The sequence below is a fragment of the Pseudomonas sp. 21615526 genome (assembly GCF_013386245.1).
Classification (GTDB): Bacteria; Pseudomonadota; Gammaproteobacteria; order Pseudomonadales; family Pseudomonadaceae; genus Aquipseudomonas.
Map to the genome: position 1 here is coordinate 1 of NZ_JACAOM010000009.1, position 23,216 is coordinate 23,216.

A 23,216-nucleotide genomic window follows, 5' to 3' on the forward strand; every position below is an offset into this window, starting at 1 on the left:
CATCGGGCGGGGCTCAGAGTAAAAACTGGCGAATGAATATCATGGTCGCCTGAATTTAAACTTAAACGCCCCGGGTGTCTGGCATATGCCGCAGATAGAGAAAAATCTGACGTAATCGAACTACTGCGCCTGCTTCTCGAAGCGATAGAACAGGTTCGGCTCGCTGACCATATACAGCGTGCCGTTCTCGTCCATGGTCACGCCTTCGGCACGCGGGATGGTGTTCTTCAAGCCATTGAAGCCGCCGAGCAAGGTCATGAAGCTGACCTGCTCGCCCTTCTCGTCCAGTTCCAGCAACAGATGGGAGTCCGCCGACAGCGCCAGCAGGTGGCCGGTACGCGGGTCGACGGTCAGCGCCGACAGGTTGCGCATGTCCAGTTCAGTGCTGGCGAGCTTTTGCTTGGCGCCGGAGAGGGTCTGGCTGCCGTCGCTTTTCCAGGTGAACAGGGCCGGTGGGCGTTCTTCGCCGAGGATCAGCTGTTGGTTGCGCTTGTCCCAGGTGACCGCCTCAAAGGCTTTGTTCTGGTCCTTGGACGGGCCCAGGTCATAGGACGGGAAGTCGGCTTTGTTCAACTGCTGGGTCTGCGGGTCGACCTTGACGATGGTCAGGCTGTGCTGGCGCTCATCGACCACGGCCATCAGGCCGTTTTCCATCATGGTCACGCCCTCCGGGTTGTTCCAGCCGTTGAGCGGCATCTTGCGCAGCACGTCGCCTTGCAGGGTCAGTTCAACCAGGAACGGGTTCTTGCCCATCACCGAGAACAGGGTCTTGGTCAGCGGGTTGTAGGTGAGGTCCGAGGCTTCGTCCTTCTCCATGCCGGGCAGCAGCTTGGCGTCGATCACCGCGTGGTAGTCCGGGAGCCAGACGCTTTCCAGGCGCTCGGCCGGGGTTTCGAAACCCTCCGCCAGCCACAACACACCGCGGTCGTCCCAGTGCATCGCCCAGGCCACGCCGTAAATGATCGCGCCGGCGAGGAACAGCCAGGAATACCAGCGCATGGCAAGGCGTGAACGAAACGTGGGTTTTACGGATGGGAGAGGCACGGCCATTACGCTTTCCAGAAAGTCAGCTTTAGGGGATAGCACAGGATCAAAAGGTCCGCGCGCAGGAGGCTGAGGATTATCCGGATGGGGTGTGAAAAAAATGCAAAAACACGATTGGGTGGCAGTACACAGATCAAATGTGGGAGCGGGCTTGCTCGCGAATGCGGAGTATCAGTCACTGAATCTGTCACTGATACACCGCTTTCGCGAGCAAGCCCGCTCCCACATTTTTGACCGCGTTTCGCCAGGTATTCAGCGAACGCTGCTTTCGAAGCGGCTCACACCCGGCAATTCCAGCACCAGTTCATCGCCCACATTCAGCGGGCCCACGCCTGCCGGCGTACCGGTGAGGATCACATCCCCGGCCTGCAACGAGAAGCAGCCGGCCATGTACTGGATCATCGGGATGATCGGGTTGAGCATGATCGCGCTGTTGCCGTCCTGGCGCACTTCGCCATTGATGGTCAGGCGAATGCCGATATCCGTCACATCCGGGAAGGTGCTGCCGACCACGAACGGGGCAATCACTGCCGCGCCATCAAACGACTTGGCGATTTCCCACGGCAAGCCCTTGGCTTTCAGCTCGGCCTGTTTGTCCCGCAGGGTCAGGTCCAGGGCCGGGGCGAAGCCGGAGATGGCGTCCAGCACTTCCTCGCGGCTCGGTTTGGCCGACAACGGCTTGCCGATCAACACCGCGATTTCCGCTTCGTAATGCACCGAACCGCGCTCGGTAGGGATGGCAAAACCGCCTTCCAGTGCCACTACGCAACTGCCGGGCTTGATAAACAGCAGCGGCTCGGTGGGTACCGGGTTATCCAGTTCCTTGGCGTGTTCGGCGTAGTTACGCCCGATGCACACCACCTTCCCCAGGGGAAAGTGAATATTGGTGCCGTCGACATACTTGTGCTGGTAGCTCATGGACCGACTCCTTCAGGGACTGTTAAACAGCGAAAATCTTGCCCGGGTTCATGATCCCGTTCGGGTCGAACACCGCTTTCACTGCCTTCATGTATTCAATTTCAACCGGCGAGCGGCTGTACGTCAGGTAATCGCGCTTGGTCATGCCCACGCCGTGTTCGGCGGAGATCGAGCCGTTGTACTTCTGCACGGTCTCGAACACCCACTTGTTGACGGTGGCGCACTTGGCGAAGAACTCGTCCTTGCTCAGGTTTTCCGGCTTGAGGATGTTCAGGTGCAGGTTGCCGTCGCCGATGTGGCCGAACCAGACGATTTCGAAATCCGGGTAGTGTTCGCCGACGATCGCGTCGATTTCCTGCAGGAAGGCTGGCACTTTCGACACAGTCACCGAAATGTCGTTCTTGTACGGCGTCCAGTGGGAGATGGTCTCGGAGATGTACTCGCGCAGCTTCCACAGGTTGTGCAGTTGGGTTTCGCTCTGGCTCATCACGCCGTCCAGCACCCAGCCCTGCTCGACGCAGTGTTCGAACGTGGCCAGGGCATCGTTGGCCACTTCTTCGGTGGTCGCTTCAAATTCCAGCAGCGCGTAGAACGGGCAGTCGGATTCGAACGGCGCCGGCACGTCGCCGCGACCGAGGACTTTGGCCAGGGCCTTGTCGGAAAAGAATTCGAAGGCGGTCAGGTCCAGCTTGCTCTGGAAGGCGTGCAACACCGGCATGATCGAGTCGAAATCGGTGGTGCCGAGCACCATGGCGGTGAGGTTTTTCGGCGCCCGGTCCAGGCGCATGGTCGCTTCGACCACAAAGCCCAGGGTGCCTTCAGCGCCGATGAACAGCTGGCGCATGTCGTAGCCGGTGGCGTTCTTGATCAGGTCTTTGTTCAACTCCAGCAGGTCGCCCTTGCCGGTGACGACTTTCATACCGGCCACCCAGTTACGGGTCATGCCGTAGCGAATGACCTTGATCCCGCCGGCATTGGTGCCGATATTGCCGCCAATCTGGCTGGAACCCGACGAGGCGAAATCCACCGGGTAGTACAGGCCTTTTTCTTCGGCGACGTTCTGCAATTGCTTGGTGACCACGCCCGGCTGGCACACGGCGGTGCGGTCGGTGAGGTTCACGTCGAGAATCTGGTTCATATAGTCGAACGACACAACCACTTCGCCATTCGCAGCGACGGCAGCGGCCGACAGGCCGGTACGACCACCGGACGGCACCAGCGCGACCTTGTGCTCATTGGCCCAACGGACGATGGCCTGCACCTGCTCGGTGGTCTTCGGGAAGACGATGGCCACCGGGGCCGGCGCGAAATGCTTGGTCCAGTCCTTGCCATAAGCCTCAAGGGAGTCAGCATCGGTCAGGACCTTGCCAGGCTCAACCAGGGTCTTCAGCTCATCAATCAGGGCAGGATGGGTCATCGACAGAACTCTCGAACAATTCATGGTCATCCTGAGAACGCTTCACGTCGCAGGAATGGGTGTTTAGCGGGGCACGTATGCTAGCATACCGCCCCCGCAGGATAGTGCCCAAGGGCGTTCTGCGGTGACGGCTTTCCTGCCGTCCGGGTCAGCTTACGTGATCCGATTCCCTGCCATTTTTCTCCGGGATACAGGTTTACGCAGATGAGCAAGACTTCTCTCGATAAGAGCAAGATCAAGTTCCTTCTTCTGGAAGGCGTCCACCCATCGGCCGTCGAAGTCCTGAAGGCCGCCGGGTACACCAGCATTGAGTACATCACCAGTTCTCTGCCGGAAGCCCAGCTCAAGGAAAAGATCGCCGACGCGCACTTTATCGGCATTCGCTCCCGCACTCAGCTGACCGAAGAGATCTTCGATCACGCCAAGAAGTTGGTAGCTGTCGGCTGTTTCTGCATCGGCACCAACCAGGTCGACCTCAACGCAGCGCGCGAGCGCGGCATCGCGGTGTTCAACGCACCGTACTCCAACACCCGCTCCGTTGCTGAGCTGGTATTGGCCGAGGCGATCCTGTTGCTGCGCGGTATTCCCGAGAAGAACGCTTCCTGCCACCGTGGCGGCTGGATCAAGAGCGCAGCCAACTCCTTCGAAATCCGCGGCAAGAAGCTGGGTATCGTCGGTTACGGCTCGATCGGCACGCAGTTGTCGGTACTGGCCGAAGGCCTGGGCATGCAGGTGTTCTTCTACGACACCCTGACCAAGCTGCCATTGGGTAACGCCACCCAGGTGTCGAGCCTGACCGAGCTGCTGGGCATGTCCGACATCGTGACCCTGCACGTACCGGAAACCGCTGAGACCCAGTGGATGATCGGCGAGAAGGAAATCCGCGCCATCAAGAAGGGCGGGATCCTGATCAACGCTGCACGCGGCACCGTGGTCGAGCTGGACGCCCTGGCCGACGCGATCAAGGACAAGCACCTGATCGGCGCCGCCATCGACGTGTTCCCGGTTGAGCCGCGCTCTAACGACGACATCTTCGAAAGCCCGCTGCGTGGCCTGGACAACGTGATCCTGACCCCGCACATCGGCGGTTCCACCGCTGAAGCCCAAGCCAACATCGGCCTGGAAGTGTCGGAGAAACTGGTCAAGTACAGCGACAACGGTACGTCGGTGTCCTCGGTCAACTTCCCGGAAGTGGCTCTGCCGGCGCACCCTGGCAAGCACCGTCTGCTGCACATCCACCAGAACATCCCTGGCGTGATGATGGAGATCAACAAGGTCTTCGCGGAAAACGGCATCAACATTTCCGGTCAGTTCCTGCAGACCAACGAGAAAGTCGGCTACGTGGTTATCGACGTAGACGCCGAGTATTCGGACCTGGCGCAAGAGAAGCTGCAACACATCAACGGCACTATCCGTAGCCGCGTGTTGTTCTAATCGCTAAACGCGCATAAAAAAGGGAGACCCTCGGGTCTCCCTTTTTTTGTCTGAACAAATCTTACTTGACGTTAACCGTGATGACTTTCGAGGCTACAGTCGGGTTGAACTGCATGTGCAGTTTGTCGCCGGCTACCAGTTGCAGCGTGTGCTTGCCTGGGGTGAGGGTCAGCTCGGTTTCGGTCTGGGCCTTGCCGTAGTGGATCACGGTATCGGTGGCCGGGATCGGCACGCTGGCATCCGGCAATTCTTTCTGGTCGATCAGCAGGTGGTGGTGGCCGGTGCCCGGGTCCTGGCTGGTGGCCGGAGCCAATTTCAGGCCTTCCATGCCGAATTTCACGGTGAAGGTTTTATCGACGGTGGCGCCATCTTTGGGCGACACGATGAACACTTTGGCACCTTCTGGTGGAGCGCTGCGCGGGATGCCATCAGCAGCGGTCGCCAGCATCGAAGCGCCCAGCAATAGGCTGGCCAGGGTTGCACGGGTCAAAAAGGCTTTCATTCACTTCTCCAGTTTTTCCGGGAAATCTGTAGGGTTATGACAACTTCGCGACAAATTGCTGTCCAAGGCATTCAACACCATAGCAAAGCGAGCCTGAACAACGCTTCGCTCATTCGAATTCTTTAGGAGCGACCATGCGTTTCCTGCCTGGCCTGTTACTTTTACTGCCCCTTGCAAGTCCCTTGGCCCATGCCGAACTGATCGACGATGTATTTGACCGCGGGGAACTGCGCATCGCAATGGAAGCCAACACCCCGCCCTTCAACTTCAAGGAAGGCGACAAACTCACCGGTTTTGAAGTGGAGCTGGGTGAGTTGCTGGCCAAGGAAATGGACGTACGCCCCTCCTTTATCACTGTCGATGCCGCCGAGTTGCTGCCCGGCGTGGAAAGCGCCAAGTACGACGTGGCCATCAACCATATCGCTATGACTCCTGAACTGGCGGATCGTTTCGACTTCAGCGAGCCCTACAGCTACTCCAGCGCACAGCTGATCGTGCGCAAGCAGGAACAGCGCCCGTTGGGCAGCTTTGCGGCGCTCAAGGGCAAGGCGTTGGGCGTGGCCCAGGGCAGCCAGTTTGTCGAGCAGGCGCGCACCGCCGAGGGCGTTGATTTGCGCAGCTATGCCGATGCCAGGCAGCCGATCAAGGACGTTGCCGATCAACAGATCGATGCCGCCATCAGTGATCGGCTGCTGATTCCCTACGCGATTCGCGACAGCCAGCTGCCGGTGAAGGAAGGCGCAGACGTCGGCCCGACGCTGAGCCTGGCGATTCCGTTCCAGAAGGGTAACCCGGCGTTCAAGGCCAGCCTGGACAAGGCTCTGCAACGGATTAAGGCCGATGGCCGGCTGACGGCGTTGTCGGAGAAGTGGTTCGGGATGGATGCGAGCAAGCCGGTGAAAAAGGCCGAATAAACGACTCGGTCAATGTGGGAGCGGGCTTGCTCGCGAATGCGGTGGCTCGGCTTGAGCATCGGGTGACTGACACTGCGCTTTCGCGAGCAAGCCCGCTCCCACATGTTGATCTATGTCGGGCTTGAGCATTTTGCCAGGGCCGCTGCCGCTTCGGGCAATTCCAGCTCACTGAACACCAGCACCCCATGGCGCTTGAGCAAGGCCGCCGTCACGCCTTCGCCCGTGACCTTCACGCCGGTGAAGGTACCGTCATAGGTCAGCAGATTGCCGCACGACGGGCTGTTGGCCTTGAGTACGGCGACGCGGATATTGTGACGCTGTACCAGCGCCAATGCCTGGCGGGCGCCATCGAGGAAGGCTTCGCTGAAGTCTTCCCCCTGGGCCGTCAGCACCTGGGCGCGGCCTTCCCACACGTCAATCCCCTGCCCGCCCGGGATTTCGGCAGACGGCCGTGGCGTCGGCAAGCCACCCGCCACTTCCGGGCACACGGCAACCACCCGGCCTTCGGCCTGCCACGCGGCCAATTGATCGAAAGGCCCGCTGGCCCCTCCGTCGTAGCGTACCCGGTGCCCCAGCAGGCAGCGGCTGACCAGAATCTTTTGCATCATCAAAACGGCTCGTTGCCCCGCCGGCGAAACCAGCCGGTGAGGGACAGGCGTTCGCGGGTGGCGGGCATGACTTCATGGGGGATTTCCCCCGACAGGAATACCACCAGGCAACCGCCGGTGGGCACCACATCGTATTCGACGTCGCCCTTGAGGTACATGCGCAACTGGCCGCCATGTTCCGGCAGCCAGGCGTTGTTCAAGTAGATCACTGCCGACACCATGCGCCGGTCGTCATCGCGAAAACGGTCCACATGCTTGAGGTAAAACGCCCCCGGCGGGTACATCGCGAAGTGGCTTTCGAAGTCTTCCAGGCCCAGGAACAGGCCACGGTTCATCGCCACCCGCAGGCTGTCCATCAGCTCCAGGTAGTTATCGCAGGCCACCACCTCGCCCGGCTCCAGCCACTGGATATGGTCACCCCGGATGCCCTCGCGAATCTCCTGGGAAGGCCCCCGTCCGACCGCCGCGGGCGCCAATTCACCTTCGGCGGCGCGTTTTTGGCACTCAGCCGCCAGTTCGAGGGTCAGAGCCTCGGGCAGGAAGATATTCTGCTGCGACCAGCCTTGTGCGGCCAGGTCATCGACAATGCGTAACAGCAGCGGGTGATCGGAGGGTATGGGCATGGCGCGCATAGTATCCATACGCCTGTGAATCCGACAGAGCCGCCGAGCGTCTGAATACACTTTAGTCAGGTGACCGATAGGATTTCTCGACAAATCCTACGCCCGACACGGACAATAGTGGCCGACTGACAGGAGTCCATATGCGTCGTTTGTTTTTTTCCTTGCTGATGTTCTGCGTTTTGCCCGCCTGGGCAGACAGCCATGACCAGTTGTACAAGGTCGCCGGCTGGGCAGACCAGCGCGCGCATTTTAATGACGCCCTCAGTGCCGCCCAGCAACGCTACCGCAACAGCCTGCCGCCGGCGGTGTATCAGGCGCTGGTGGACAACAGCAATAAACGCTTCGCGCCCCAGTCGGTAGACCAGCGCGCCGAAGCGCAACTGCGCAAGAATTTGGCGGACCCTAAGCCGGCACTGGCCTTCTTCCAGTCGCCGCTGGGCCGCAAGATTGTCGCCGCCGAGTTGCTGGCCACCCGCCGCGATCAACTGGCGAAGAACGCCCAGGGCTTGCCGCACATGGAAGCCGATGCCACCCGCAGCCTGATCATCGGCCACCTGGCCCAGGCCTTGCCTGCGCGGGAAGCCGGGGCTGAAGTCAGCCTGGCGATTGCCGGCGTGGCGGCCGACAGCTTGAGCCAGATGATCCCCGGGCTGTTGGGCGGAGGCCAGGCGCAGGGCATGTTGAACGGCCAGCGTGAGCGCCTGATGCAGCAGATCGGCAACGATCTGAACAACACGCTGTTGTACGTCTACCGGGATTTGTCCGACCCGGAGCTGGAAGAGTTCGCGACGTTCGCGGAGTCGCCGGAGGGCAAGGCGTACTACAAGGCGGCACTGGCGGCGATTCGCGCCGGGCTGGCGGTCGGCCAAAGCACCTCGAGCCTGGCGCAGTAACCCTGTGGGAGCGGGCTTGCTCGCGAAGACGGTGTGCCAGTCACTGGTTATGCTAACTGATCGACCGCCTTCGCGAGCAAGCCCGCTCCCACATTTGGATTGCGTTATTTCAGGTGGTCGGTGAGAAACCCGAAGTATTGCTGCCGAATCTCCGGAATCTCATTCGCCAAGTGATGCCTGCCACGCGGCAGCATCAACACCTCCGGCTGGTCGAACTTGCTGCGCAGCACCTTCAGGTTGTGCTGCCAGTCCACCGTCATGTCTTCCTCACCCTGCACGATCAACGGCCGCCGCGTGCTGCGTGGCGCCGCTTCAACACGTTTGATCCAGCGCGCCAGGGCGCCCACCCAGGCAGTCGGCAACTGCCGTGGCTGCAACGGGTCGGCCTCCAGGAACGGCTTGAACTGCGGGTCGTTGGTGTTATCGCTGAAGCGCCGGGCAATGCCTTTGACGAACGGCCGGAGCAGGTAATAACTGAGCTGCGACCAGCCCCAGGCGCGGGGCCGCACCAGCGGTGACAACAGGAACGTCTTGCCCTGGGCCGGGCTGTCGACGCCGTGGCTAAGCAGGTGATCCACCACAATCGCGCCGCCGGTGCTTTGCCCGAACAAGTGCCACGGCTGCGGCAATTGCAGCGCCCTGGCCTGTTCAAACAACGCCTGCACCACGTCCTGGTACACCGCAAAGTCATCAATGCTGGCCCGCTCGCCGCTGGACAGGCCATGGCCCGGCAAGTCGCAGGCGATCACCACAAAACCCTGGTCCAGCGCCCAGTCCACGGCATGCCGGTACAGGCCCATATGGTCGTAGAAGCCATGGAACAGGAACATCGTCGCCACCGGCACCGGTGGCCACCACACCTGGCAGACCACGTCGAACCCATCCACCGCAAACCGCCCCAGGCGGCTTGTCGCGGGCACCTTGCGGGCAGCGAGGTCCAGGCCGTAGAAGCGCTGGTAGACCCGGGCCTCGGCTGAAAGCGGCTGCGCGTCCACCAGTGGGCGCAAGCTTTCGCGTAGATGATCAGGGTCAAACGTAACGGGCATAAGAACTTCCAGACTGTGGCTTCAACGCATTGAACAGATGAATATCGAGCCGCGATATTCATCTGTCAGGGCAAGCATGGCAAGCTACGCGTCCTCCGAGGATTGATCCAAATGCGACAGCCCTACCGCACCACCCTCTTCGCCAGCCTGATCGTGATCATTTGCGCCGGGGTGTTGTGGGCGGCGTATGACTGGTTCCAGGGACGCTACCTGCGGGCATTCAGTGAGCATACGGCGGTGTTTTCCGGTGACAGCCTGAGCCTGCCGGCCGAGCTTGCCGGCCCGGGCCCGATCCGCCTGGTGCACTTCTGGGACCCCGCCTGCCCGTGCAATGTCGGCAACCAGCAGCACCTTGGCGAGTTGATCGAGCAGTACGCCCCCCAGGGCGTGGAGTTCTATTCCCTGCAGAAAGCCGGCAGCCACGGGCAGTTGCCCGCCACCCTGGGCTCGATGAAGGCCCTCAAGGCCGTGCCCGGTGCCCAGCATCTGCCGGCCAGCCCTGCCGTGGGCATCTGGGACCGCAGCGGCAAGCTGGCGTATTTCGGGCCCTACAGCGAAGGGTTGACGTGTAACTCCAGCAACAGCTTTATCGAGCCGATCCTGCAAGCCCTCGAAGGCGGACGCGAGGTCAATGCGACCCACACCCTGGCGGTCGGCTGTTATTGCGAGTGGAACGGGGAAACGTCTCCACCCTGACCCGGCAAGCTGAACAGACGCTGTTCGTTCGACAAACTCGAACAACTGTATCGGCACGCTCCTGTATCGTAAGCAACGAGCCGAACAAGCAGACGACACGGGAACACATGAGCCAATTAACCATCATCCTCTGGATACTCAACGTCATCGTTGATACGTCCGGCCAGTTGGCGTTCAAAGCCGCAGCCTCCGCCAGCGCCGAGCATGACGGCATGGCCCACTGGCGCCATATGCTCAAGCGTCCGTGGATCTGGCTGGGCATCATCTGCTATGTGTTCGAATTCGTGCTGTGGCTGGCCTTCCTGACACTGGTGCCGTTGTCGGTCGGGGTGATGCTGGGCTCCATCAATATTGTCGTGATCATGATTGCCGGGCGTTTCCTGTTCAAGGAAAGCCTGAGCAAATGGCGGTTGATCGGCATCATGCTGATCGCCTGTGGCGTGACCGTCGTGGGGTTCGAGTAATGAAACGGTTTTATATCCTGGGTTTTCTGTCGCTGATCATTTTCGATACCTTGGCGCAGGTCAGTTTCAAGTTCGCCTCGATTCATGCCGAACCGCTGACGATGGACGCCGCGTGGTTGATCCGCGTGTTCGGTGCGCCATGGATCTACGGCGCATTCGTGGGCTACATCGGCGCGTTTTTCACCTGGATGACGCTGTTGAAATACGCCCCGGTGGGCCCGGCGTTTGCGGCCTCCCACCTGGAGCTGATCAGCGTGACGCTGATCTCCGTGTGGCTATTCAATGACACCTTGACCCTGCCCAAGGTCGTCGGCGGCGCGCTGATCATTGCGGGCATCCTGTGCCTGGCGCGCAGCGAAGACAAAGAAAGCAAGACCGTCGAGGCCGAACCCTCGCAGACGCTGGCGTCATGACGCCCGTTGTCAGCCAGCGGGAGATTCCGCCAACGGCGGGGCTTCCCCTGCGCTGGCAGGACTTGTTCAACCGCTCGGGCGACCTGGCCCGCGACCTGGCCCGACAGCTCGACATCCCGCTGCCGGCCCTGCCCTGCTCCGGCACCGCCGCGCTGATCATGGCGCTGCGGGTGTTGCAGCAGCGCACGCCGGGGCGCACCGAGCTTATCGTGCCGGCCTATACCTGCCCGCTGGTGGCCCTGGCGGCCCATCACTGCCCGCCTTTGCGCGTGGTGGCGTGCGATCTGCAGCCCGGCAGCATCGACCTGGACGAACACCAGCTGGCGCAGCTGTGCAACCAAAACACCTTGGCGATCGTCGTCACTCACCTGGCCGGGCGTGTGGCGGATGTGGAGGCTGCCAAGCGCATTGCCGAGCCACTCGGCATTGCGGTGATCGAAGACGCCGCCCAGGCCATGGGCGCGCTGGATGATGGAAAAAGCGTCGGACTGAAAGGCGACATCGGCTTTTTCAGCATGGCGCTGGGCAAAGGCCTGACCACGGCTGAAGGCGGTGTGTTGTTCAGCCGGGATCCGGCGCTGCATCAGGCGTTGCACCAGCAATGCCGGCAGGACTTGCCCTTCAGCCTGCGCTGGGAAGTGCAACGCAGCGCCGAGCTGTGGGGTTATGCCGCGGCGTATCAGCCCCGCGGGCTGAAGTACGTGTACGGCAAGCCGCTGCGGGCGGCGTTGGCGCGGGGCGATGAAGTGGCGGCGGTAGGCGACGACTTTTCCGTCAACGATATTCCGTTGCACCGCCTCGGCGGCTATCGCCAGAAGGTCGGCGCCGCAGCCCTGGCACGCTTGCCCGAGCATTTGCAACAAGGCCGCCTGCGGGCCTTGCGTCGCGTGGCGCAGCTGAGCAGCTTGCCCGGCGTGTCGGTGTTGACCGACAGCCCGGGCCAGCAAGGCACCTGGCCGTTCCTGATGGTGGTGATGCCCAGCGCACAAACCCGCGATACCGCGATGGCGCAGCTGTGGACGGCAGGCCTGGGCGTGACCCGCCTGTTCATCCACGTATTGCCGGGCTACCCGGCACTCACCCCGCTGTTACAGCAAGGCGCCGATATCCCCCGCGCGCAAAGCTTCGCCGCCCAGACACTGTCGATCAGCAATAGCCACTGGCTGACGGACGAGCTGTTCGAGCAAGTGCTGGATCATCTGCGGCGGATTCTTAAACGCTAGGCCCAGCTTTGATCGATACGGGTCAACAAGCGCGCATTCAGCTCATTCTGCTGCTGTTGCCAGATCACCACCTGGTTCTCCGGCAGCTCTTCCTGGCCATCCGACGCACTCAGCCAGCGCTTGAACTTGCTCTGGTAGTGGTAGGCGGACACGTCGCCGGTAATGTCCGCGCCAATAATGCTGCCGTGGCAGGCATCGATCAGCGCATTCAAATGCTTCTCCAGAAACTCGCCCTGGTCCCAGTTGGTATTCACCACCTGCGGGCTCAGCACGTCTTTGTCGATGGAGAGATACACCGGCAGCGAAGGGTCGAGCTGCGCCAGGAACGCGCTCATCAACTCGTCCGCGCTGGTGAATGCACGATTGCTGCGGCCTGCGCCGATCCAGTTCAACCAGCGGGTATCGACGTTGGTGTTCCAGTAGGTCAGCTTGCGTTTCACCAGCGGCGACCAGTGATTCTCCCAGGCGTGCTTGAGGGAAATGTCCGGCGAGCCAATGCCCAGCACGTGAACGTGCTCGACCTGCGGCAGGCGGCTGGCCCAGTAGACCCAAGACCCACAATGGATACCAAACGGATAACGCATGTTGTCCGGGTGGTTATCGCAAATGATCAGCTGGATCTTTTGCTGGGTGGGAAGACGGTTCAACAACAGCTGGCTGAGGTGGTGATAATCACCGCTGCCGGTAAACACACAGCCGTAATCGCTGGGCATCTGCGCGTGCAGGGCGCTCTCCAGCTCCTTGAACTGCGCCCAGCGGCAGCCGAAACGGATTTTCTCCTGCCAGGCTTGCAACGGCAGGGTAAGGGCGCCGGGAATGTTATTCACGGCCCCGTCAAAATCGAGGATCAATGCGGGACGGGCCTGGCTCATGCGGTTTGCTCCTGCTGCCACTGCGTATCGCTTTCAAAATGGTGCCGGAAACGGTTCATCACTTTGCGCAGCAGCGGGTTCCTCACCCACACCAGATGGCGGGTAAACGTGAACTTGGCGCCGAGGCTGGATTTGACCTGCGGATCGGTCCACCCCGCGACATAAAACTGCAGGCCCTTTTCCAGGGCGAACTCCAGGTTCACAAACCAGCTGACGAAGTACAGGTTGTGCTCCAGCGCCAGCGGGTAGTTCAGGCCGATGTACTTGTCGAGCAACTTGCCGTCTTGCTGGTAGCACAGGTTATAGCCAACCAGTTCGTCCTCGTCCCAGTAGCAGAACACATGCCCGCCGCTGTCGGCATCGGTGAGCAACTGGATGAAGAATTCGGGCGTGAGCAAGTCGAAGTGGATTTCGCTCTGTGCGTACACCGCCTTGTACAGCCGATACAGTTCCTGCTGCCATTGCTCATCGCTGAAGCGGGCATCGCCGGTGTCCAGGATCTCGATGCGCAGCTCATCACGGCTGCGCAGCTTGCGGCGGATATTGCGGCGACGGCTGTGGGACAACCGCGACAGATACTCATCCGTCGAGCTGAAGTCGATCGGTACATAGGCCAGCGCCTGGCCCTCTACATTGATGAATCCGCGCTGGGTGCAGGCCTCGATCAACGCGTGTGCGTAGCGATTGTCCTCAACGCTGAGCAGCGGAGAATCCAGCGGCACATCCTTGACGATGGTGAGCTTGCGTTGCGGTGCACACTCCTGTTGCAGCCATTGCGCCATGTCCTGTGGCGGTACGTTCAGCGGGAACGGGGAATATTCGCTGACCGTGGTGCCGATAAAACAGGTGTCGATATGCAGCCATGACTGCCACAAACGGTACCCCGGCCAACTGCGCAGGCGGCTACGCAGCTCATCGTCGGCGGTGGTCTGCAGGTCGAACCGGGTGAAAAAGTACGGCAGTCCCTGTGCTGACAGCTGGGCAGTGAAACCCACCGGCGGGTATCGCAAAAAATTGCTGATCAGCGATGGCGTTTCCATGCAGCAGGCATAAGGCACCTGTGCACGGCTGGGATCTGTCATAAATTGCATTCCGAAAGTGATAGCAAAGGCGCGCCCGGATGACGGGGTGAATCATCGCGCCGCTGGTTTCATGTAACAGAGTAAACATAATACTCCGCCTACCCGCGGCCCACTTCAGAACCCCCACTTCATGCAGCTCAGGTTCAGGGAGCACGAACCCGAGAGCATTTTCCGCAGCGCTCGCCAAACCCACTAAACTGCCCGAATCTTCACGGTGACCGACTAATAAGGGACAACCCATGAAACGCATCCTGACCGCGCTGGCCATCCTGCTCGTAGCCCTTATGGTTGGCGCCGGCTGGTACGTGTACAGCAAGCAGCCGACCCGCCAGGGCACGGTGGAGCTGGCCCATCTGCAAGGTTCGGTCACGGTGCGCTACGACGACCGAGGCGTGCCGCATATCCGCGCCGAGAACGAGACCGACCTGTACCGTGCCCTCGGCTACGTGCATGCCCAGGACCGGTTGTTCCAGATGGAGATCATGCGGCGCCTGTCCCGTGGCGAGCTGGCCGAGGTGCTGGGGCCCAAGCTGCTGGAGACCGACAAGCTATTTCGCAGCCTGCGCATTCGCGAGCGCGCCTTGAGCTACGTCGAGCACATGGACCATGAGTCTGCGTCCTGGAAGGCCCTGCAAGCCTACCTGGACGGGGTCAACCAGTATCAGGACAGCCACGCCAAACCCATGGAGTTCGACGTACTGGGCATCCCCAAGCGCCCGTTCACCGCCGAAGACACCATCAGCGTCGCCGGCTACCTGGCCTACAGCTTTGCCGCAGCCTTTCGCACCGAACCCTTGCTGACCTACGTACGCGATCAGTTGGGCAACGACTACCTGAAGGTCTTCGACCTCGACTGGCAGCCCAAGGGCGCGCTGAACCTGGCGGCCGGTGACTGGAAAGACCTCGGCGCCATTGCCCAGTTGAGCGAACAGGCCATGGCCGACAACGGCCTGCCGCAGTTCGAAGGCAGCAACGCCTGGGCCATCAGCGGCAGCCGCACCAAGAGCGGCAAGCCGTTGCTGGCGGGTGACCCGCATATCCGTTTCTCGGTGCCGTCGGTGTGGTACGAGGCGCAGCTGTCGGCGCCGGGCTTCGAGCTGTACGGTTATCACAACGCGCTGGTGCCGGTGGCGTTCCTGGGCCACAACAAGGATTTCGGCTGGAGCCTGACCATGTTCCAGAACGATGACCTCGACCTGATCGCCGAGAAGGTCAACCCGGACAACCCCAACCAGGTCTGGTACCACGACAAGTGGGTGGACATGACCAGCAGCGAGCAACAGATCGCGGTCAAGGGCCAGGACCCGGTAACCTTGACGCTGCGCACCTCGCCCCACGGTCCGATCATCAATGACGTGCTCGGCGAGAATGCCGGCAAGACGCCGATTGCCATGTGGTGGGCATTCCTGGATACCGAAAACCCGATCCTCGACGGTTTCTATCAGCTCAACCGTGCCGATACCCTCGCCAAAGCGCGTGCGGCGGCGGCCAAGGTCCAGGCGCCTGGCTTGAACATCGTATGGGCCAATGCCAAGGGCGATATCGGCTGGTGGGCAGCGGCGCAATTGCCGATCCGCCCGGCCGGGGTCAACCCGGGCTTTATCCTCGACGGCAGTACCGCCCAGGCGGACAAGCTCGGTTTCTACCCATTCAGCGCCAACCCCCAGGAAGAAAACCCGGCCCGCGGTTATGTGGTGTCCGCCAATGCCCAGCCGGCGTCACCCACCGGCATGCCGATCCCCGGGTATTACAACCTGGCGGACCGTGGCCAGCAGTTGAACGCGCAACTGAGCGACAACAGCGTGAAATGGGACGTGGAAAACAGCCAGGCCTTGCAGCTCGGCACCACCACCGCCTACGGCCCACGGCTGCTGGCACCGCTGCTGCCGGTGCTGCGTGAGGTGGTCAAGGACCCGGCGCAGTTGAAGCTGGTGGAGCAACTGGCAGCCTGGAAAGGCGATTACCCGCTGGACTCCACCAGTGCCACGCTGTTCAACCAGTTCCTGTTCAACCTCACTGACGCGGCGTTCCACCCGAAACTGGGCGATGGGATGTTCAAGACCTTGCTCACCACTCGGGTAGTGGACGCAGCCTTGCCGCGCCTGGCCGCTTCAGCGGATTCGCCGTGGTGGGATGGCCACCGCGCCGAGACCGTCAAGCTTGCCTGGGACAACAGCCTGCAACACCTCAAGGCGACCTTTGGTGAGGATCCATCGCAGTGGCAATGGGGCAAGGCCCACACCCTGACCCACGGCCATCCACTGGGCTCGCAGAAGCCGTTGGACAAGATCGTCAACGTAGGCCCGTTTGCCGCTCCCGGCACCCATGAAGTGCCCAACAACCAATCCGCACAGATCGGCCCGGCGCCGTGGCCGGTGACGTACGGGCCGTCGACCCGGCGCCTGATTGATTTCGCCGATGCCGCACATGGGCTGACCATCAACCCGGTCGGGCAGAGTGGTGTGCCGTTCGACAAGCACTATTCCGATCAGGCGGAAACGTACATCGAAGGCGGGTATGAGCAGGCGCATTTCAATGATGAGGAAGTGACGGCGAATACCCGCAGTACGCTCAAGCTATTGCCGGCCCGGACACCGCAATAACTGAAGAAACAAAAAATCAATGTGGGAGCGGGCTTGCTCGCGAATGCGGTGGATCAGTCAATACATCTGGTGACTGACACTCCGCATTCGCGAGCAAGCCCGCTCCCACATTTTGATTTGCGTTGTTGCTTCTAGCGGGTACGCAGCCGCCCCGGCGCCTCACCGTAGGTTTCCTTGAATTTCTTGCTGAACGCCGCCTGGGATTGATACCCCGCCCGAGCGGCAATATCCGTCAGGCTCAGCCGCGACTGATGCAGCAGGTTGAACGCCAGCTCCATGCGCAACTGCGTCAGCAACACCCACGGCGACACGCCCGCCACTTTGACAAACCCACGCATGAAGGTCGCCCGGGACATCGACGCGGCGCTGGCCAGGCTGTCGATGGTCCACTCATGCCCAGGATCCGCCAGCATCGCCTGCCAGGCCTTGCCCAGGCGTTTGTCGGTCAACAAGGCAAAGGTGCCCGCCACCGGCGCTTGCTGCGTCAGCCATGCCCGCAGGATCAGGGTGAACAACGCCGACGACAGCGCATCAATGAAAAACCGCGCCCCCAGCCGCTGCCCGTCCGCCTCGCTGCGCAGCAGTGCGATCAATGCCGCCAGCTGCCCATCGGCCTGCCATTGCCGGCTGGACACCACCAGGTAGTCCGGCAACGCACTGAACAACAACGACTGGCGGTTGTAGCGAAAGCTGCCGCAGAGCATGTCCACGTCCGGCTGCTCACCGCCCAGGCGATGGATCGGCAGCAAGCCGCCTTCGATCACGGTCTGCGCCACCGGCTTTACCCGCGCGCCCTGGCTGCGCACCAGGTGCGTCGCGCCACCGGGCATCAACAGGATGTCGCCCTCCTCCAGCGTCACCTGCTGCCCGCCGGACAATTCGGCGCGGCAGGTGCCCGCCAGCACAATGTGATACGGCGCCACGCCCAGCGGCTCGGGCTCGTGGTCCATGGCCCAGGCGCCCTGGAACTGGCAACGCAGGTCCAGGCTGCCCTGCAGGTTGGCCAACGCGATGAGGGTGTCGATGGAGTTCATTTGCGAGCATCGGTCAAAAAGGTGAGTGGATCGAACAAAAGCGCCAAACCTGAACCGCGCACACTGGCTTCACACCCAACCCGTTCAGGAGTTAACACGATGTTCAATAACTGGTCCGACTTGCTGCCTACCGTGAAGAAAGCCTTTGGCGCGCTGGGCAAGAGCAACCCGAAGATGGTCAAAGCCTACATGGCGCTGGGGGAAGCAGCCGAGGAAAATGACGTCCTGGATGCCAAGACCCGCGAGCTGATTTCCATCGCCGTGGCCATCACCACCCGCTGTGACGGCTGCATCGGCGTGCATGCCGACGCGGCAATCAAGGCCGGCGCCACCCGCGAAGAAGTGGCCGCGACCCTGGCCACCGCAATCTCGCTGAATGCCGGCGCGGCGTATATCTACTCGCTGCGCGCCCTGGAAGCCTATGACACGCTCAAACCGGCGCCGCAAAGTTAAGCCGGAATTGTTGCGGCGTCACGCCCAGCCGGCGATTGAACACACTGCGCATGTGCTGGGCGTCGCGAAAGCCGCATTGATACGCCACGGTCTTGAGCGGTGCGTGGGTGCTTTCGAGCATCACCCGCGCCGCATCCACCCGCGCCCGCTCGACGAACTCCGCCGGAGTGATCTGCGCTTCCCGGGCAAATACCCGCGAGAAGTTGCGCGCGCTCATGTTGGCGGCTTTGGCCAGGTCGGCGATGGTCAGGTCGCCCGTCAGGTTGGCCAATACATACAGCTGCACCAGCGCCACCGCCGAGGTGGCTTGCGCGTGGGGTGTCAGGAACGGGCTGAACTGCGACTGCCCGCCGGAACGCTGGGTGAACACCACCAGGCGCTTGGCCACGCTGAGGGCGACTTCCGGGCCGTGGTCCTGGGCCAGCAGGTACAGCGACAGGTCGATGCCCGCCGTCACCCCGGCCGAGGTGTAGAGGTTGCCGTCCTGCACATAGAGGCGGTCGGCTTCGACCTGGGCCGATGGGCATAAGGCGGCCAGATCGGCAGCGTCGCCCCAGTGGGTGGTGACGGTGCGCCCGTCCAGCAACCCGGCGCGGGCGAGCATGAAGGCACCGTTGCAGATGGAGCCGAAGCGCCGGGCTCGCGCACTGGCGTCACGCAGCCATTGATTGAACACCGGGCCGAAATCCTCGAAGGGCAACTGCGGCCCGCCGGCCATCAATAGTAAATCGTAGGGCTCGACGGCCTCGCTGAAATGCCGGTGTGCCTGCAAGGACAAGCCGTTGGAACAGGCCATGTTGCCGTGCCCCAGGCCAATCACCTCCAGCTGGTAATGCGCCTCGGGCGGCAGAAAACGGTTGGCCTCGCAGAACACATCCAGGGGCCCGGTCACGTCCAGTGACTGGACGCCGGGGAAGATCAGGATGGCGACGGTTTTGCCCATGAGCAGGAACACCTTTTTCTAACTGAATAAACACAACCCTTGTAGGAGCTGGCTTGCCGGCGATGCAGACACCTCGGTGTAGCAGGTATACCGAGGTGATGCTATCGCAGGCAAGCCAGCTCCTACATTTGATCGCGCATAGCCTTGGCGCGATATCGCGGCACATTGGCCGGGATCGCATCCTCGCCGCGATGGCCCCTTCGCGGGCGCGCGACCAGACTGGACTCATCGGCGCCAACCCCGGCGCTTTCTTGAGGAGAACGACCATGAGCACCACCATCGCCGGCATCAAGATCCCGGACAGCGCCCTGGCCAAGGCCACCACCGAATACATCCGCGACATCGAATCCGACCTGTTGTACCACCACTCCCGCCGGGTGTTCCTGTTCGGCGCATTGAGCGGCGAGCGCCAGCAGTTGGCCTATAACCCGGAGTTGCTGTACGTCGGCGCGATGTTCCACGACCTGGGCCTGGTGGAAGGTCACCGCAGTGACGACGAACGCTTTGAAGTGGACGGCGCCAACGCGGCGGCGGACTTTCTCAAGCCTTACGGGTTGAGCGATGACGACATCGAACAGGTGTGGTTGTCCATCGCCCTGCACACCACACCGGGGGTGCCCAAGCACTTGCGTCCAACCGTGGCGTTGGTGACGGCGGGCGTGGAAATGGATGTGCTGGGAATGGAGTACGCGGCGTTTACCAGCGTGCAGCGCGAAGCGGTGGTGCATGCGCATCCACGGGGTGAAGGGTTCAAGGAGTGCATCATCTGCGCGTTTGCCGACGGCCTGCGCCATCGTCCGCAGACCACGTTTGGCAACGTGAAGACCGATGTGCTGGTGGATCAGGAGCCGGGGTTCAAGCCGATGAACTTCGTCGAGGTGATTCGCAAGTCGCCTTGGACTGCTTAACCCGAATTGGAATGCAATCAAAATGTGGGAGCGGGCTTGCTCGCGAAGGCAGTGGATCAGTCAATACATCCGGTGACTGACACTGCGCTTTCGCGAGCAAGCCCGCTCCCACATTTTTGATCCGGTTTCTTCAGGGCTACCTGATTAGACCGGTGCTGGAGCCCGACGCGAATCCGCCGGCTTCTCCCAACCATCCGCAGCCGCTTCTTCAATCGCCTGCTGGATCGCTTTCTTGCGGTGCTCTTCCGCACGACGGCTGAAGAACCACACCAGGAAGGTCACGATCGACACCGCCAACAGAATCAGGCTGGCCACGGCGTTGATCTCGGGTTTAACCCCCAGGCGAACCGCCGAGAATACTTCCATCGGCAACGTGGTCGAACCCGGCCCCGACACGAAGCTGGCCAACACCAGGTCATCCAGCGACAGCGCGAACGACATCATGCCGCCCGCCGCCAGCGACGGCGCGATCATCGGGATGGTGATCAGGAAGAACACCTTCCACGGCCGCGCACCCAGATCCATGGCTGCCTCTTCAATCGACAGGTCCAGCTCACGCAAGCGCGCCGACACCACCACCGCCACATACGCCGAACAGAACGTGGTGTGGGCGATCCAGATGGTCACCAGGCCACGTTCCTGCGGCCAGCCGATCATCTGCGCCATGGCCACGAACAGCAGCAACAGCGACAGGCCGGTGATCACTTCCGGCATCACCAGCGGCGCCGTCACCAGGCCGCCGAACAGCGTGCGGCCCTTGAACTGGCTGATGCGCGTCAGCACGAACGCCGCCAATGTACCGAGTGCCACCGCCGCAATCGCGGTGTAGCAGGCGATTTCCAGGGAACGACCGACCGAGCCCATCAACTGGGTGTTGTCCAACAGGCCGACGTACCACTTGATCGACCAACCGCCCCACACCGTCACCAGTTTGGATTCGTTGAACGAGTAGATCACCAGGATCAGCATCGGCAGGTAGATGAACAGCAACCCCGCCACCAGCATGAAGCTTGAGAAACTGACGCGCTTCATATCTTGCCCTCCATCTCTTTGGCTTGGCTGCGGTTGAACAGGATGATCGGCACGATCAGGATCGCCAGCATCACCACCGCCAGGGCAGACGCCACCGGCCAGTCACGGTTGTTGAAGAATTCTTGCCACAACACTTTACCGATCATCAGGGTTTCCGGACCGCCCAGCAGTTCCGGGATCACGAACTCGCCCACCACCGGGATAAACACCAGCATGCAGCCGGCGATGATGCCGTTCTTGGACAGCGGCACGGTGATTTTCCAGAAGCTGTTGAAGGTGCTCGAACCCAGGTCCGACGCGGCTTCCAGCAGGCTCTGGTCGTGCTTCACCAGGTTGGCGTACAGCGGCAGGATCATGAACGGCAGGTACGAATAGACCACGCCGATATACACCGCAATGTTGGTGTTGAGAATCTGCAGCGGTTCGTTGATCAACCCGATGGACATCAGGAAGCCGTTGAGCAACCCGTTGTTGCTGAGGATGCCCATCCACGCATAGACCCGGATCAGGATCGCAGTCCAGGTCGGCATCATGATCAGCAGCACCAGCACGGTCTGGATTTCCTTGCGTGCGCTGGCAATGGCGTAGGCCATCGGGTAGCCGATCAGCAGGCAGAGGATGGTGCTGAAAAACGCCATCTTCAGCGAGCCCAGGTACGCCGCGATGTACAACTCGTCATCGCCCAGCATCCCGTAGTTGGCCAGGTTCAGCACCAACTGCAGTTTCTGTTCAACGAAGGTGTAGATCTCGGTGTAAGGCGGGATCGCCACGTCGGCTTCGGCAAAGCTGATCTTCAAGACGATGAAGAACGGCAGCATGAAGAACAGGAACAACCAGAGGAAAGGGATCCCGATGACCACATGCCGGCCACCGGGGGTTATTCGTTGCAGCTGGCGTTTGAACTTCTTCATGTTCATGAGCGAAGTACCACGCCGCTGTCGTCTTCCCACCACACGTACACCTGGTCGCCCCAGGTAGGGCGCTGGCCACGGCGTTCGGCATTGGCCACGAAGGATTGCACCAGCTTGCCGCTCGGCAATTCGACGTAGAACACCGAATGGCCGCCGAGGTAGGCGATGTCGTGCACCTTGCCGCTGGACCAGTTGTGCTCGCAGGTCGGCATTTCGGTGGTCACCAGCAGCTTTTCAGGGCGGATGGCGTAGGTCACCGACTTGTCTTCCACCGAAGTGGCGATGCCGTAGCCGACGTAGATATCGCGGTCCAGGTCCGGGCACTTGAGTACCGCGTGGCCTTCGGCGTCGTCCACCACCTGGGTGTCGAAGATGTTGACGTTGCCGATGAACTCGCACACCAGGCGGCTGGTCGGCGTTTCATAGATGTCGATCGGGCTGCCGATCTGGGCGATCCAGCCCAGGTGCATGATCGCGATGCGCTCGGCCATGGTCATGGCCTCTTCCTGGTCGTGGGTCACCATCACACAGGTCACGCCCACGCGCTCGATGATCTCCACCAGCTCCAGTTGCATCTGCGAACGCAGCTTCTTGTCGAGTGCGCCCATCGGCTCATCGAGCAGCAGCAGTTTCGGACGCTTGGCCAGGGAACGCGCCAGCGCCACCCGCTGACGCTGGCCGCCAGACAGCTGGTGCGGCTTGCGCTTGGCGTACTGGCTCATCTGCACCAGCTTGAGCATCTCGGCCACACGGGCGTCGACCTCGGCCTTGGGGATCTTGTCCTGCTGCAGGCCAAACGCGATGTTCTGGGCCACGGTCATGTGGGGGAACAAGGCGTAGGACTGGAACATCATGTTGATCGGCCGCTCGTACGGCGGCATGTCGGTGATGTCCACACCGTCGAGGTAAATGCGTCCTTCCGTTGGGCGCTCGAAGCCTGCGAGCATGCGCAGCAAGGTGGATTTGCCCGAACCCGATCCGCCGAGCAAGGCGAAGATTTCGCCTTTCTTGATTTCCAGGGACACATCGTCCACCGCAATCGTCTCGTCGAACTTCTTCGTGACCCGGTCGATTTTGACCAGCACCTTTTTCGGTGTCTGGTCGCCCTCGAGGGCTTTCTTATAGGCGCCGGAGGCAACTGCCATTTACGAAACTCCCAGAATAAAAAGAGTGCAGCTCGCCC

General features: G+C 61.4%; 24 protein-coding genes. 10 read left to right on the plus strand and 14 right to left on the minus strand.

Annotated elements, in window-relative coordinates:
* Positions 1-120: 120 nt before the first annotated feature.
* The 3 genes from HX786_RS03975 to HX786_RS03985 form a co-directional block, all read right to left on the minus strand.
* Positions 121-1,050: an SdiA-regulated domain-containing protein gene (locus HX786_RS03975; RefSeq protein WP_177080611.1), complete on the minus strand. Its 930-nt coding sequence runs from the start codon at positions 1,048-1,050 to the stop codon at positions 121-123.
* A gap of 246 nt (positions 1,051-1,296) precedes the next feature.
* Entirely contained in the window at positions 1,297-1,962 is a 666-nt protein-coding gene (locus tag HX786_RS03980; RefSeq protein WP_003213842.1) for a fumarylacetoacetate hydrolase family protein, read from the minus strand.
* Between the two features lie 22 nt (positions 1,963-1,984).
* Positions 1,985-3,379 (minus strand): FAD-binding oxidoreductase, encoded by a 1,395-nt coding sequence (locus HX786_RS03985; protein ID WP_102604101.1) that lies wholly within the window; start codon positions 3,377-3,379, stop codon positions 1,985-1,987.
* A gap of 204 nt (positions 3,380-3,583) precedes the next feature.
* Here HX786_RS03985 and serA point away from each other — a divergent pair, with 204 nt between their 5' ends.
* A complete protein-coding gene (serA, locus tag HX786_RS03990) occupies positions 3,584-4,813 on the plus strand; it encodes a phosphoglycerate dehydrogenase (protein ID WP_003213846.1) in 1,230 nt (409 codons plus the stop codon).
* Between the two features lie 61 nt (positions 4,814-4,874).
* Here serA and HX786_RS03995 read toward each other — a convergent pair whose 3' ends face one another.
* Positions 4,875-5,315, minus strand: coding sequence for a DUF4399 domain-containing protein (locus HX786_RS03995; protein WP_003213848.1), 441 nt, complete (start codon positions 5,313-5,315; stop codon positions 4,875-4,877).
* Positions 5,316-5,449: 134 nt separating this feature from the next.
* Between HX786_RS03995 and HX786_RS04000 the strand changes: the two genes are divergently transcribed.
* Complete coding sequence (locus HX786_RS04000) at positions 5,450-6,229, plus strand: transporter substrate-binding domain-containing protein (RefSeq protein ID WP_087693266.1); 780 nt, start codon at positions 5,450-5,452, stop codon at positions 6,227-6,229.
* Between the two features lie 110 nt (positions 6,230-6,339).
* On the opposite strand, the gene HX786_RS04005 is transcribed toward HX786_RS04000, so the two are convergent.
* Together HX786_RS04005 and HX786_RS04010 are read right to left on the minus strand one after the other, a co-directional pair.
* The gene (locus tag HX786_RS04005; protein WP_063033885.1) at positions 6,340-6,834 is read right to left on the minus strand and encodes a DUF523 domain-containing protein; all 495 of its coding nucleotides are present in this window, start codon (positions 6,832-6,834) and stop codon (positions 6,340-6,342) included.
* A 2-nt stretch (positions 6,835-6,836) separates the two neighbouring features.
* Positions 6,837-7,469 (minus strand): 2OG-Fe(II) oxygenase, encoded by a 633-nt coding sequence (locus tag HX786_RS04010; RefSeq protein ID WP_003213854.1) that lies wholly within the window; start codon positions 7,467-7,469, stop codon positions 6,837-6,839.
* Positions 7,470-7,600: 131 nt separating this feature from the next.
* On the opposite strand from HX786_RS04010, the gene HX786_RS04015 reads away from it, so the two are divergent.
* Positions 7,601-8,353 (plus strand): DUF2059 domain-containing protein, encoded by a 753-nt coding sequence (locus tag HX786_RS04015; RefSeq protein WP_008438922.1) that lies wholly within the window; start codon positions 7,601-7,603, stop codon positions 8,351-8,353.
* Positions 8,354-8,457: 104 nt separating this feature from the next.
* Here HX786_RS04015 and HX786_RS04020 read toward each other — a convergent pair whose 3' ends face one another.
* Entirely contained in the window at positions 8,458-9,399 is a 942-nt protein-coding gene (locus HX786_RS04020; protein ID WP_008438921.1) for an alpha/beta hydrolase, read from the minus strand.
* 111 nt (positions 9,400-9,510) lie between these two features.
* On the opposite strand from HX786_RS04020, the gene HX786_RS04025 reads away from it, so the two are divergent.
* From HX786_RS04025 to HX786_RS04040, 4 genes are all read left to right on the plus strand, one after another.
* On the plus strand, positions 9,511-10,095 hold the full coding sequence (locus HX786_RS04025; protein ID WP_003213861.1) for a DUF6436 domain-containing protein: 585 nt from the start codon (positions 9,511-9,513) through the stop codon (positions 10,093-10,095).
* 107 nt (positions 10,096-10,202) lie between these two features.
* On the plus strand, positions 10,203-10,559 hold the full coding sequence (locus HX786_RS04030) for an EamA family transporter (protein WP_003213864.1): 357 nt from the start codon (positions 10,203-10,205) through the stop codon (positions 10,557-10,559).
* Entirely contained in the window at positions 10,559-10,972 is a 414-nt protein-coding gene (locus HX786_RS04035) for a multidrug efflux SMR transporter (RefSeq protein WP_003213866.1), read from the plus strand. The genes HX786_RS04030 and HX786_RS04035 overlap by 1 nt, the downstream gene beginning before the upstream one ends.
* Positions 10,969-12,195 (plus strand): DegT/DnrJ/EryC1/StrS family aminotransferase, encoded by a 1,227-nt coding sequence (locus tag HX786_RS04040; protein WP_008438915.1) that lies wholly within the window; start codon positions 10,969-10,971, stop codon positions 12,193-12,195. The genes HX786_RS04035 and HX786_RS04040 overlap by 4 nt, the downstream gene beginning before the upstream one ends.
* Here the strand turns inward: HX786_RS04040 and HX786_RS04045 are convergent.
* Positions 12,192-13,067, minus strand: a complete 876-nt coding sequence (locus tag HX786_RS04045) for a hypothetical protein (protein ID WP_003213870.1) — start codon at positions 13,065-13,067, stop codon at positions 12,192-12,194. The genes HX786_RS04040 and HX786_RS04045 overlap by 4 nt on opposite strands.
* A complete protein-coding gene (locus HX786_RS04050) occupies positions 13,064-14,149 on the minus strand; it encodes a GNAT family N-acetyltransferase (RefSeq protein WP_177022350.1) in 1,086 nt (361 codons plus the stop codon). The genes HX786_RS04045 and HX786_RS04050 overlap by 4 nt, the downstream gene beginning before the upstream one ends.
* A gap of 239 nt (positions 14,150-14,388) precedes the next feature.
* Between HX786_RS04050 and HX786_RS04055 the strand changes: the two genes are divergently transcribed.
* Positions 14,389-16,752 carry a penicillin acylase family protein gene (locus HX786_RS04055; protein WP_178911758.1) on the plus strand — a complete coding sequence of 788 codons (2,364 nt, stop codon included), beginning with the start codon at positions 14,389-14,391 and terminating at the stop codon, positions 16,750-16,752.
* Positions 16,753-16,883: 131 nt separating this feature from the next.
* On the opposite strand, the gene HX786_RS04060 is transcribed toward HX786_RS04055, so the two are convergent.
* On the minus strand, positions 16,884-17,786 hold the full coding sequence (locus HX786_RS04060; protein ID WP_178911759.1) for an AraC family transcriptional regulator: 903 nt from the start codon (positions 17,784-17,786) through the stop codon (positions 16,884-16,886).
* A gap of 99 nt (positions 17,787-17,885) precedes the next feature.
* On the opposite strand from HX786_RS04060, the gene HX786_RS04065 reads away from it, so the two are divergent.
* A complete protein-coding gene (locus HX786_RS04065; protein ID WP_078739652.1) occupies positions 17,886-18,239 on the plus strand; it encodes a carboxymuconolactone decarboxylase family protein in 354 nt (117 codons plus the stop codon).
* Here the strand turns inward: HX786_RS04065 and HX786_RS04070 are convergent.
* A complete protein-coding gene (locus HX786_RS04070) occupies positions 18,217-19,182 on the minus strand; it encodes a GlxA family transcriptional regulator (protein ID WP_177022353.1) in 966 nt (321 codons plus the stop codon). The two genes, HX786_RS04065 and HX786_RS04070, sit on opposite strands and share 23 nt — an antisense overlap.
* Positions 19,183-19,448: 266 nt before the next feature.
* On the opposite strand from HX786_RS04070, the gene HX786_RS04075 reads away from it, so the two are divergent.
* Entirely contained in the window at positions 19,449-20,090 is a 642-nt protein-coding gene (locus tag HX786_RS04075; RefSeq protein ID WP_003213877.1) for an HD domain-containing protein, read from the plus strand.
* 144 nt (positions 20,091-20,234) lie between these two features.
* On the opposite strand, the gene HX786_RS04080 is transcribed toward HX786_RS04075, so the two are convergent.
* Genes HX786_RS04080 through HX786_RS04090 form a run of 3 tightly spaced genes read right to left on the minus strand, consistent with a single transcriptional unit; the run spans position 20,235 to position 23,178 of the window.
* Positions 20,235-21,122 carry an ABC transporter permease subunit gene (locus HX786_RS04080; protein WP_008438909.1) on the minus strand — a complete coding sequence of 296 codons (888 nt, stop codon included), beginning with the start codon at positions 21,120-21,122 and terminating at the stop codon, positions 20,235-20,237.
* A complete protein-coding gene (locus HX786_RS04085; protein ID WP_003213882.1) occupies positions 21,119-22,039 on the minus strand; it encodes an ABC transporter permease subunit in 921 nt (306 codons plus the stop codon). Before HX786_RS04085 ends, HX786_RS04080 begins: the two co-directional genes overlap by 4 nt.
* Positions 22,036-23,178: an ABC transporter ATP-binding protein gene (locus tag HX786_RS04090; protein WP_003195240.1), complete on the minus strand. Its 1,143-nt coding sequence runs from the start codon at positions 23,176-23,178 to the stop codon at positions 22,036-22,038. The genes HX786_RS04085 and HX786_RS04090 overlap by 4 nt, the downstream gene beginning before the upstream one ends.
* Positions 23,179-23,216: the final 38 nt, after the last annotated feature.

Excerpts from the sequence above, each read along its gene's own strand:
- HX786_RS03975 (WP_177080611.1), bottom strand. The coding sequence starts at position 1,050 with ATGGCCGTGCCTCTCCCATCCGTAAAACCCACGTTTCGTTCACGCCTT.
- HX786_RS03980 (WP_003213842.1), bottom strand. The coding sequence starts at position 1,962 with ATGAGCTACCAGCACAAGTATGTCGACGGCACCAATATTCACTTTCCC.
- HX786_RS03985 (WP_102604101.1), bottom strand. The coding sequence starts at position 3,379 with ATGACCCATCCTGCCCTGATTGATGAGCTGAAGACCCTGGTTGAGCCT.
- serA (WP_003213846.1), top strand. The coding sequence starts at position 3,584 with ATGAGCAAGACTTCTCTCGATAAGAGCAAGATCAAGTTCCTTCTTCTG.
- HX786_RS03995 (WP_003213848.1), bottom strand. The coding sequence starts at position 5,315 with ATGAAAGCCTTTTTGACCCGTGCAACCCTGGCCAGCCTATTGCTGGGC.
- HX786_RS04000 (WP_087693266.1), top strand. The coding sequence starts at position 5,450 with ATGCGTTTCCTGCCTGGCCTGTTACTTTTACTGCCCCTTGCAAGTCCC.
- HX786_RS04005 (WP_063033885.1), bottom strand. The coding sequence starts at position 6,834 with ATGCAAAAGATTCTGGTCAGCCGCTGCCTGCTGGGGCACCGGGTACGC.
- HX786_RS04010 (WP_003213854.1), bottom strand. The coding sequence starts at position 7,469 with ATGCGCGCCATGCCCATACCCTCCGATCACCCGCTGCTGTTACGCATT.
- HX786_RS04015 (WP_008438922.1), top strand. The coding sequence starts at position 7,601 with ATGCGTCGTTTGTTTTTTTCCTTGCTGATGTTCTGCGTTTTGCCCGCC.
- HX786_RS04020 (WP_008438921.1), bottom strand. The coding sequence starts at position 9,399 with ATGCCCGTTACGTTTGACCCTGATCATCTACGCGAAAGCTTGCGCCCA.
- HX786_RS04025 (WP_003213861.1), top strand. The coding sequence starts at position 9,511 with ATGCGACAGCCCTACCGCACCACCCTCTTCGCCAGCCTGATCGTGATC.
- HX786_RS04030 (WP_003213864.1), top strand. The coding sequence starts at position 10,203 with ATGAGCCAATTAACCATCATCCTCTGGATACTCAACGTCATCGTTGAT.
- HX786_RS04035 (WP_003213866.1), top strand. The coding sequence starts at position 10,559 with ATGAAACGGTTTTATATCCTGGGTTTTCTGTCGCTGATCATTTTCGAT.
- HX786_RS04040 (WP_008438915.1), top strand. The coding sequence starts at position 10,969 with ATGACGCCCGTTGTCAGCCAGCGGGAGATTCCGCCAACGGCGGGGCTT.
- HX786_RS04045 (WP_003213870.1), bottom strand. The coding sequence starts at position 13,067 with ATGAGCCAGGCCCGTCCCGCATTGATCCTCGATTTTGACGGGGCCGTG.
- HX786_RS04050 (WP_177022350.1), bottom strand. The coding sequence starts at position 14,149 with ATGACAGATCCCAGCCGTGCACAGGTGCCTTATGCCTGCTGCATGGAA.
- HX786_RS04055 (WP_178911758.1), top strand. The coding sequence starts at position 14,389 with ATGAAACGCATCCTGACCGCGCTGGCCATCCTGCTCGTAGCCCTTATG.
- HX786_RS04060 (WP_178911759.1), bottom strand. The coding sequence starts at position 17,786 with ATGAACTCCATCGACACCCTCATCGCGTTGGCCAACCTGCAGGGCAGC.
- HX786_RS04065 (WP_078739652.1), top strand. The coding sequence starts at position 17,886 with ATGTTCAATAACTGGTCCGACTTGCTGCCTACCGTGAAGAAAGCCTTT.
- HX786_RS04070 (WP_177022353.1), bottom strand. The coding sequence starts at position 19,182 with ATGGGCAAAACCGTCGCCATCCTGATCTTCCCCGGCGTCCAGTCACTG.
- HX786_RS04075 (WP_003213877.1), top strand. The coding sequence starts at position 19,449 with ATGAGCACCACCATCGCCGGCATCAAGATCCCGGACAGCGCCCTGGCC.
- HX786_RS04080 (WP_008438909.1), bottom strand. The coding sequence starts at position 21,122 with ATGAAGCGCGTCAGTTTCTCAAGCTTCATGCTGGTGGCGGGGTTGCTG.
- HX786_RS04085 (WP_003213882.1), bottom strand. The coding sequence starts at position 22,039 with ATGAACATGAAGAAGTTCAAACGCCAGCTGCAACGAATAACCCCCGGT.
- HX786_RS04090 (WP_003195240.1), bottom strand. The coding sequence starts at position 23,178 with ATGGCAGTTGCCTCCGGCGCCTATAAGAAAGCCCTCGAGGGCGACCAG.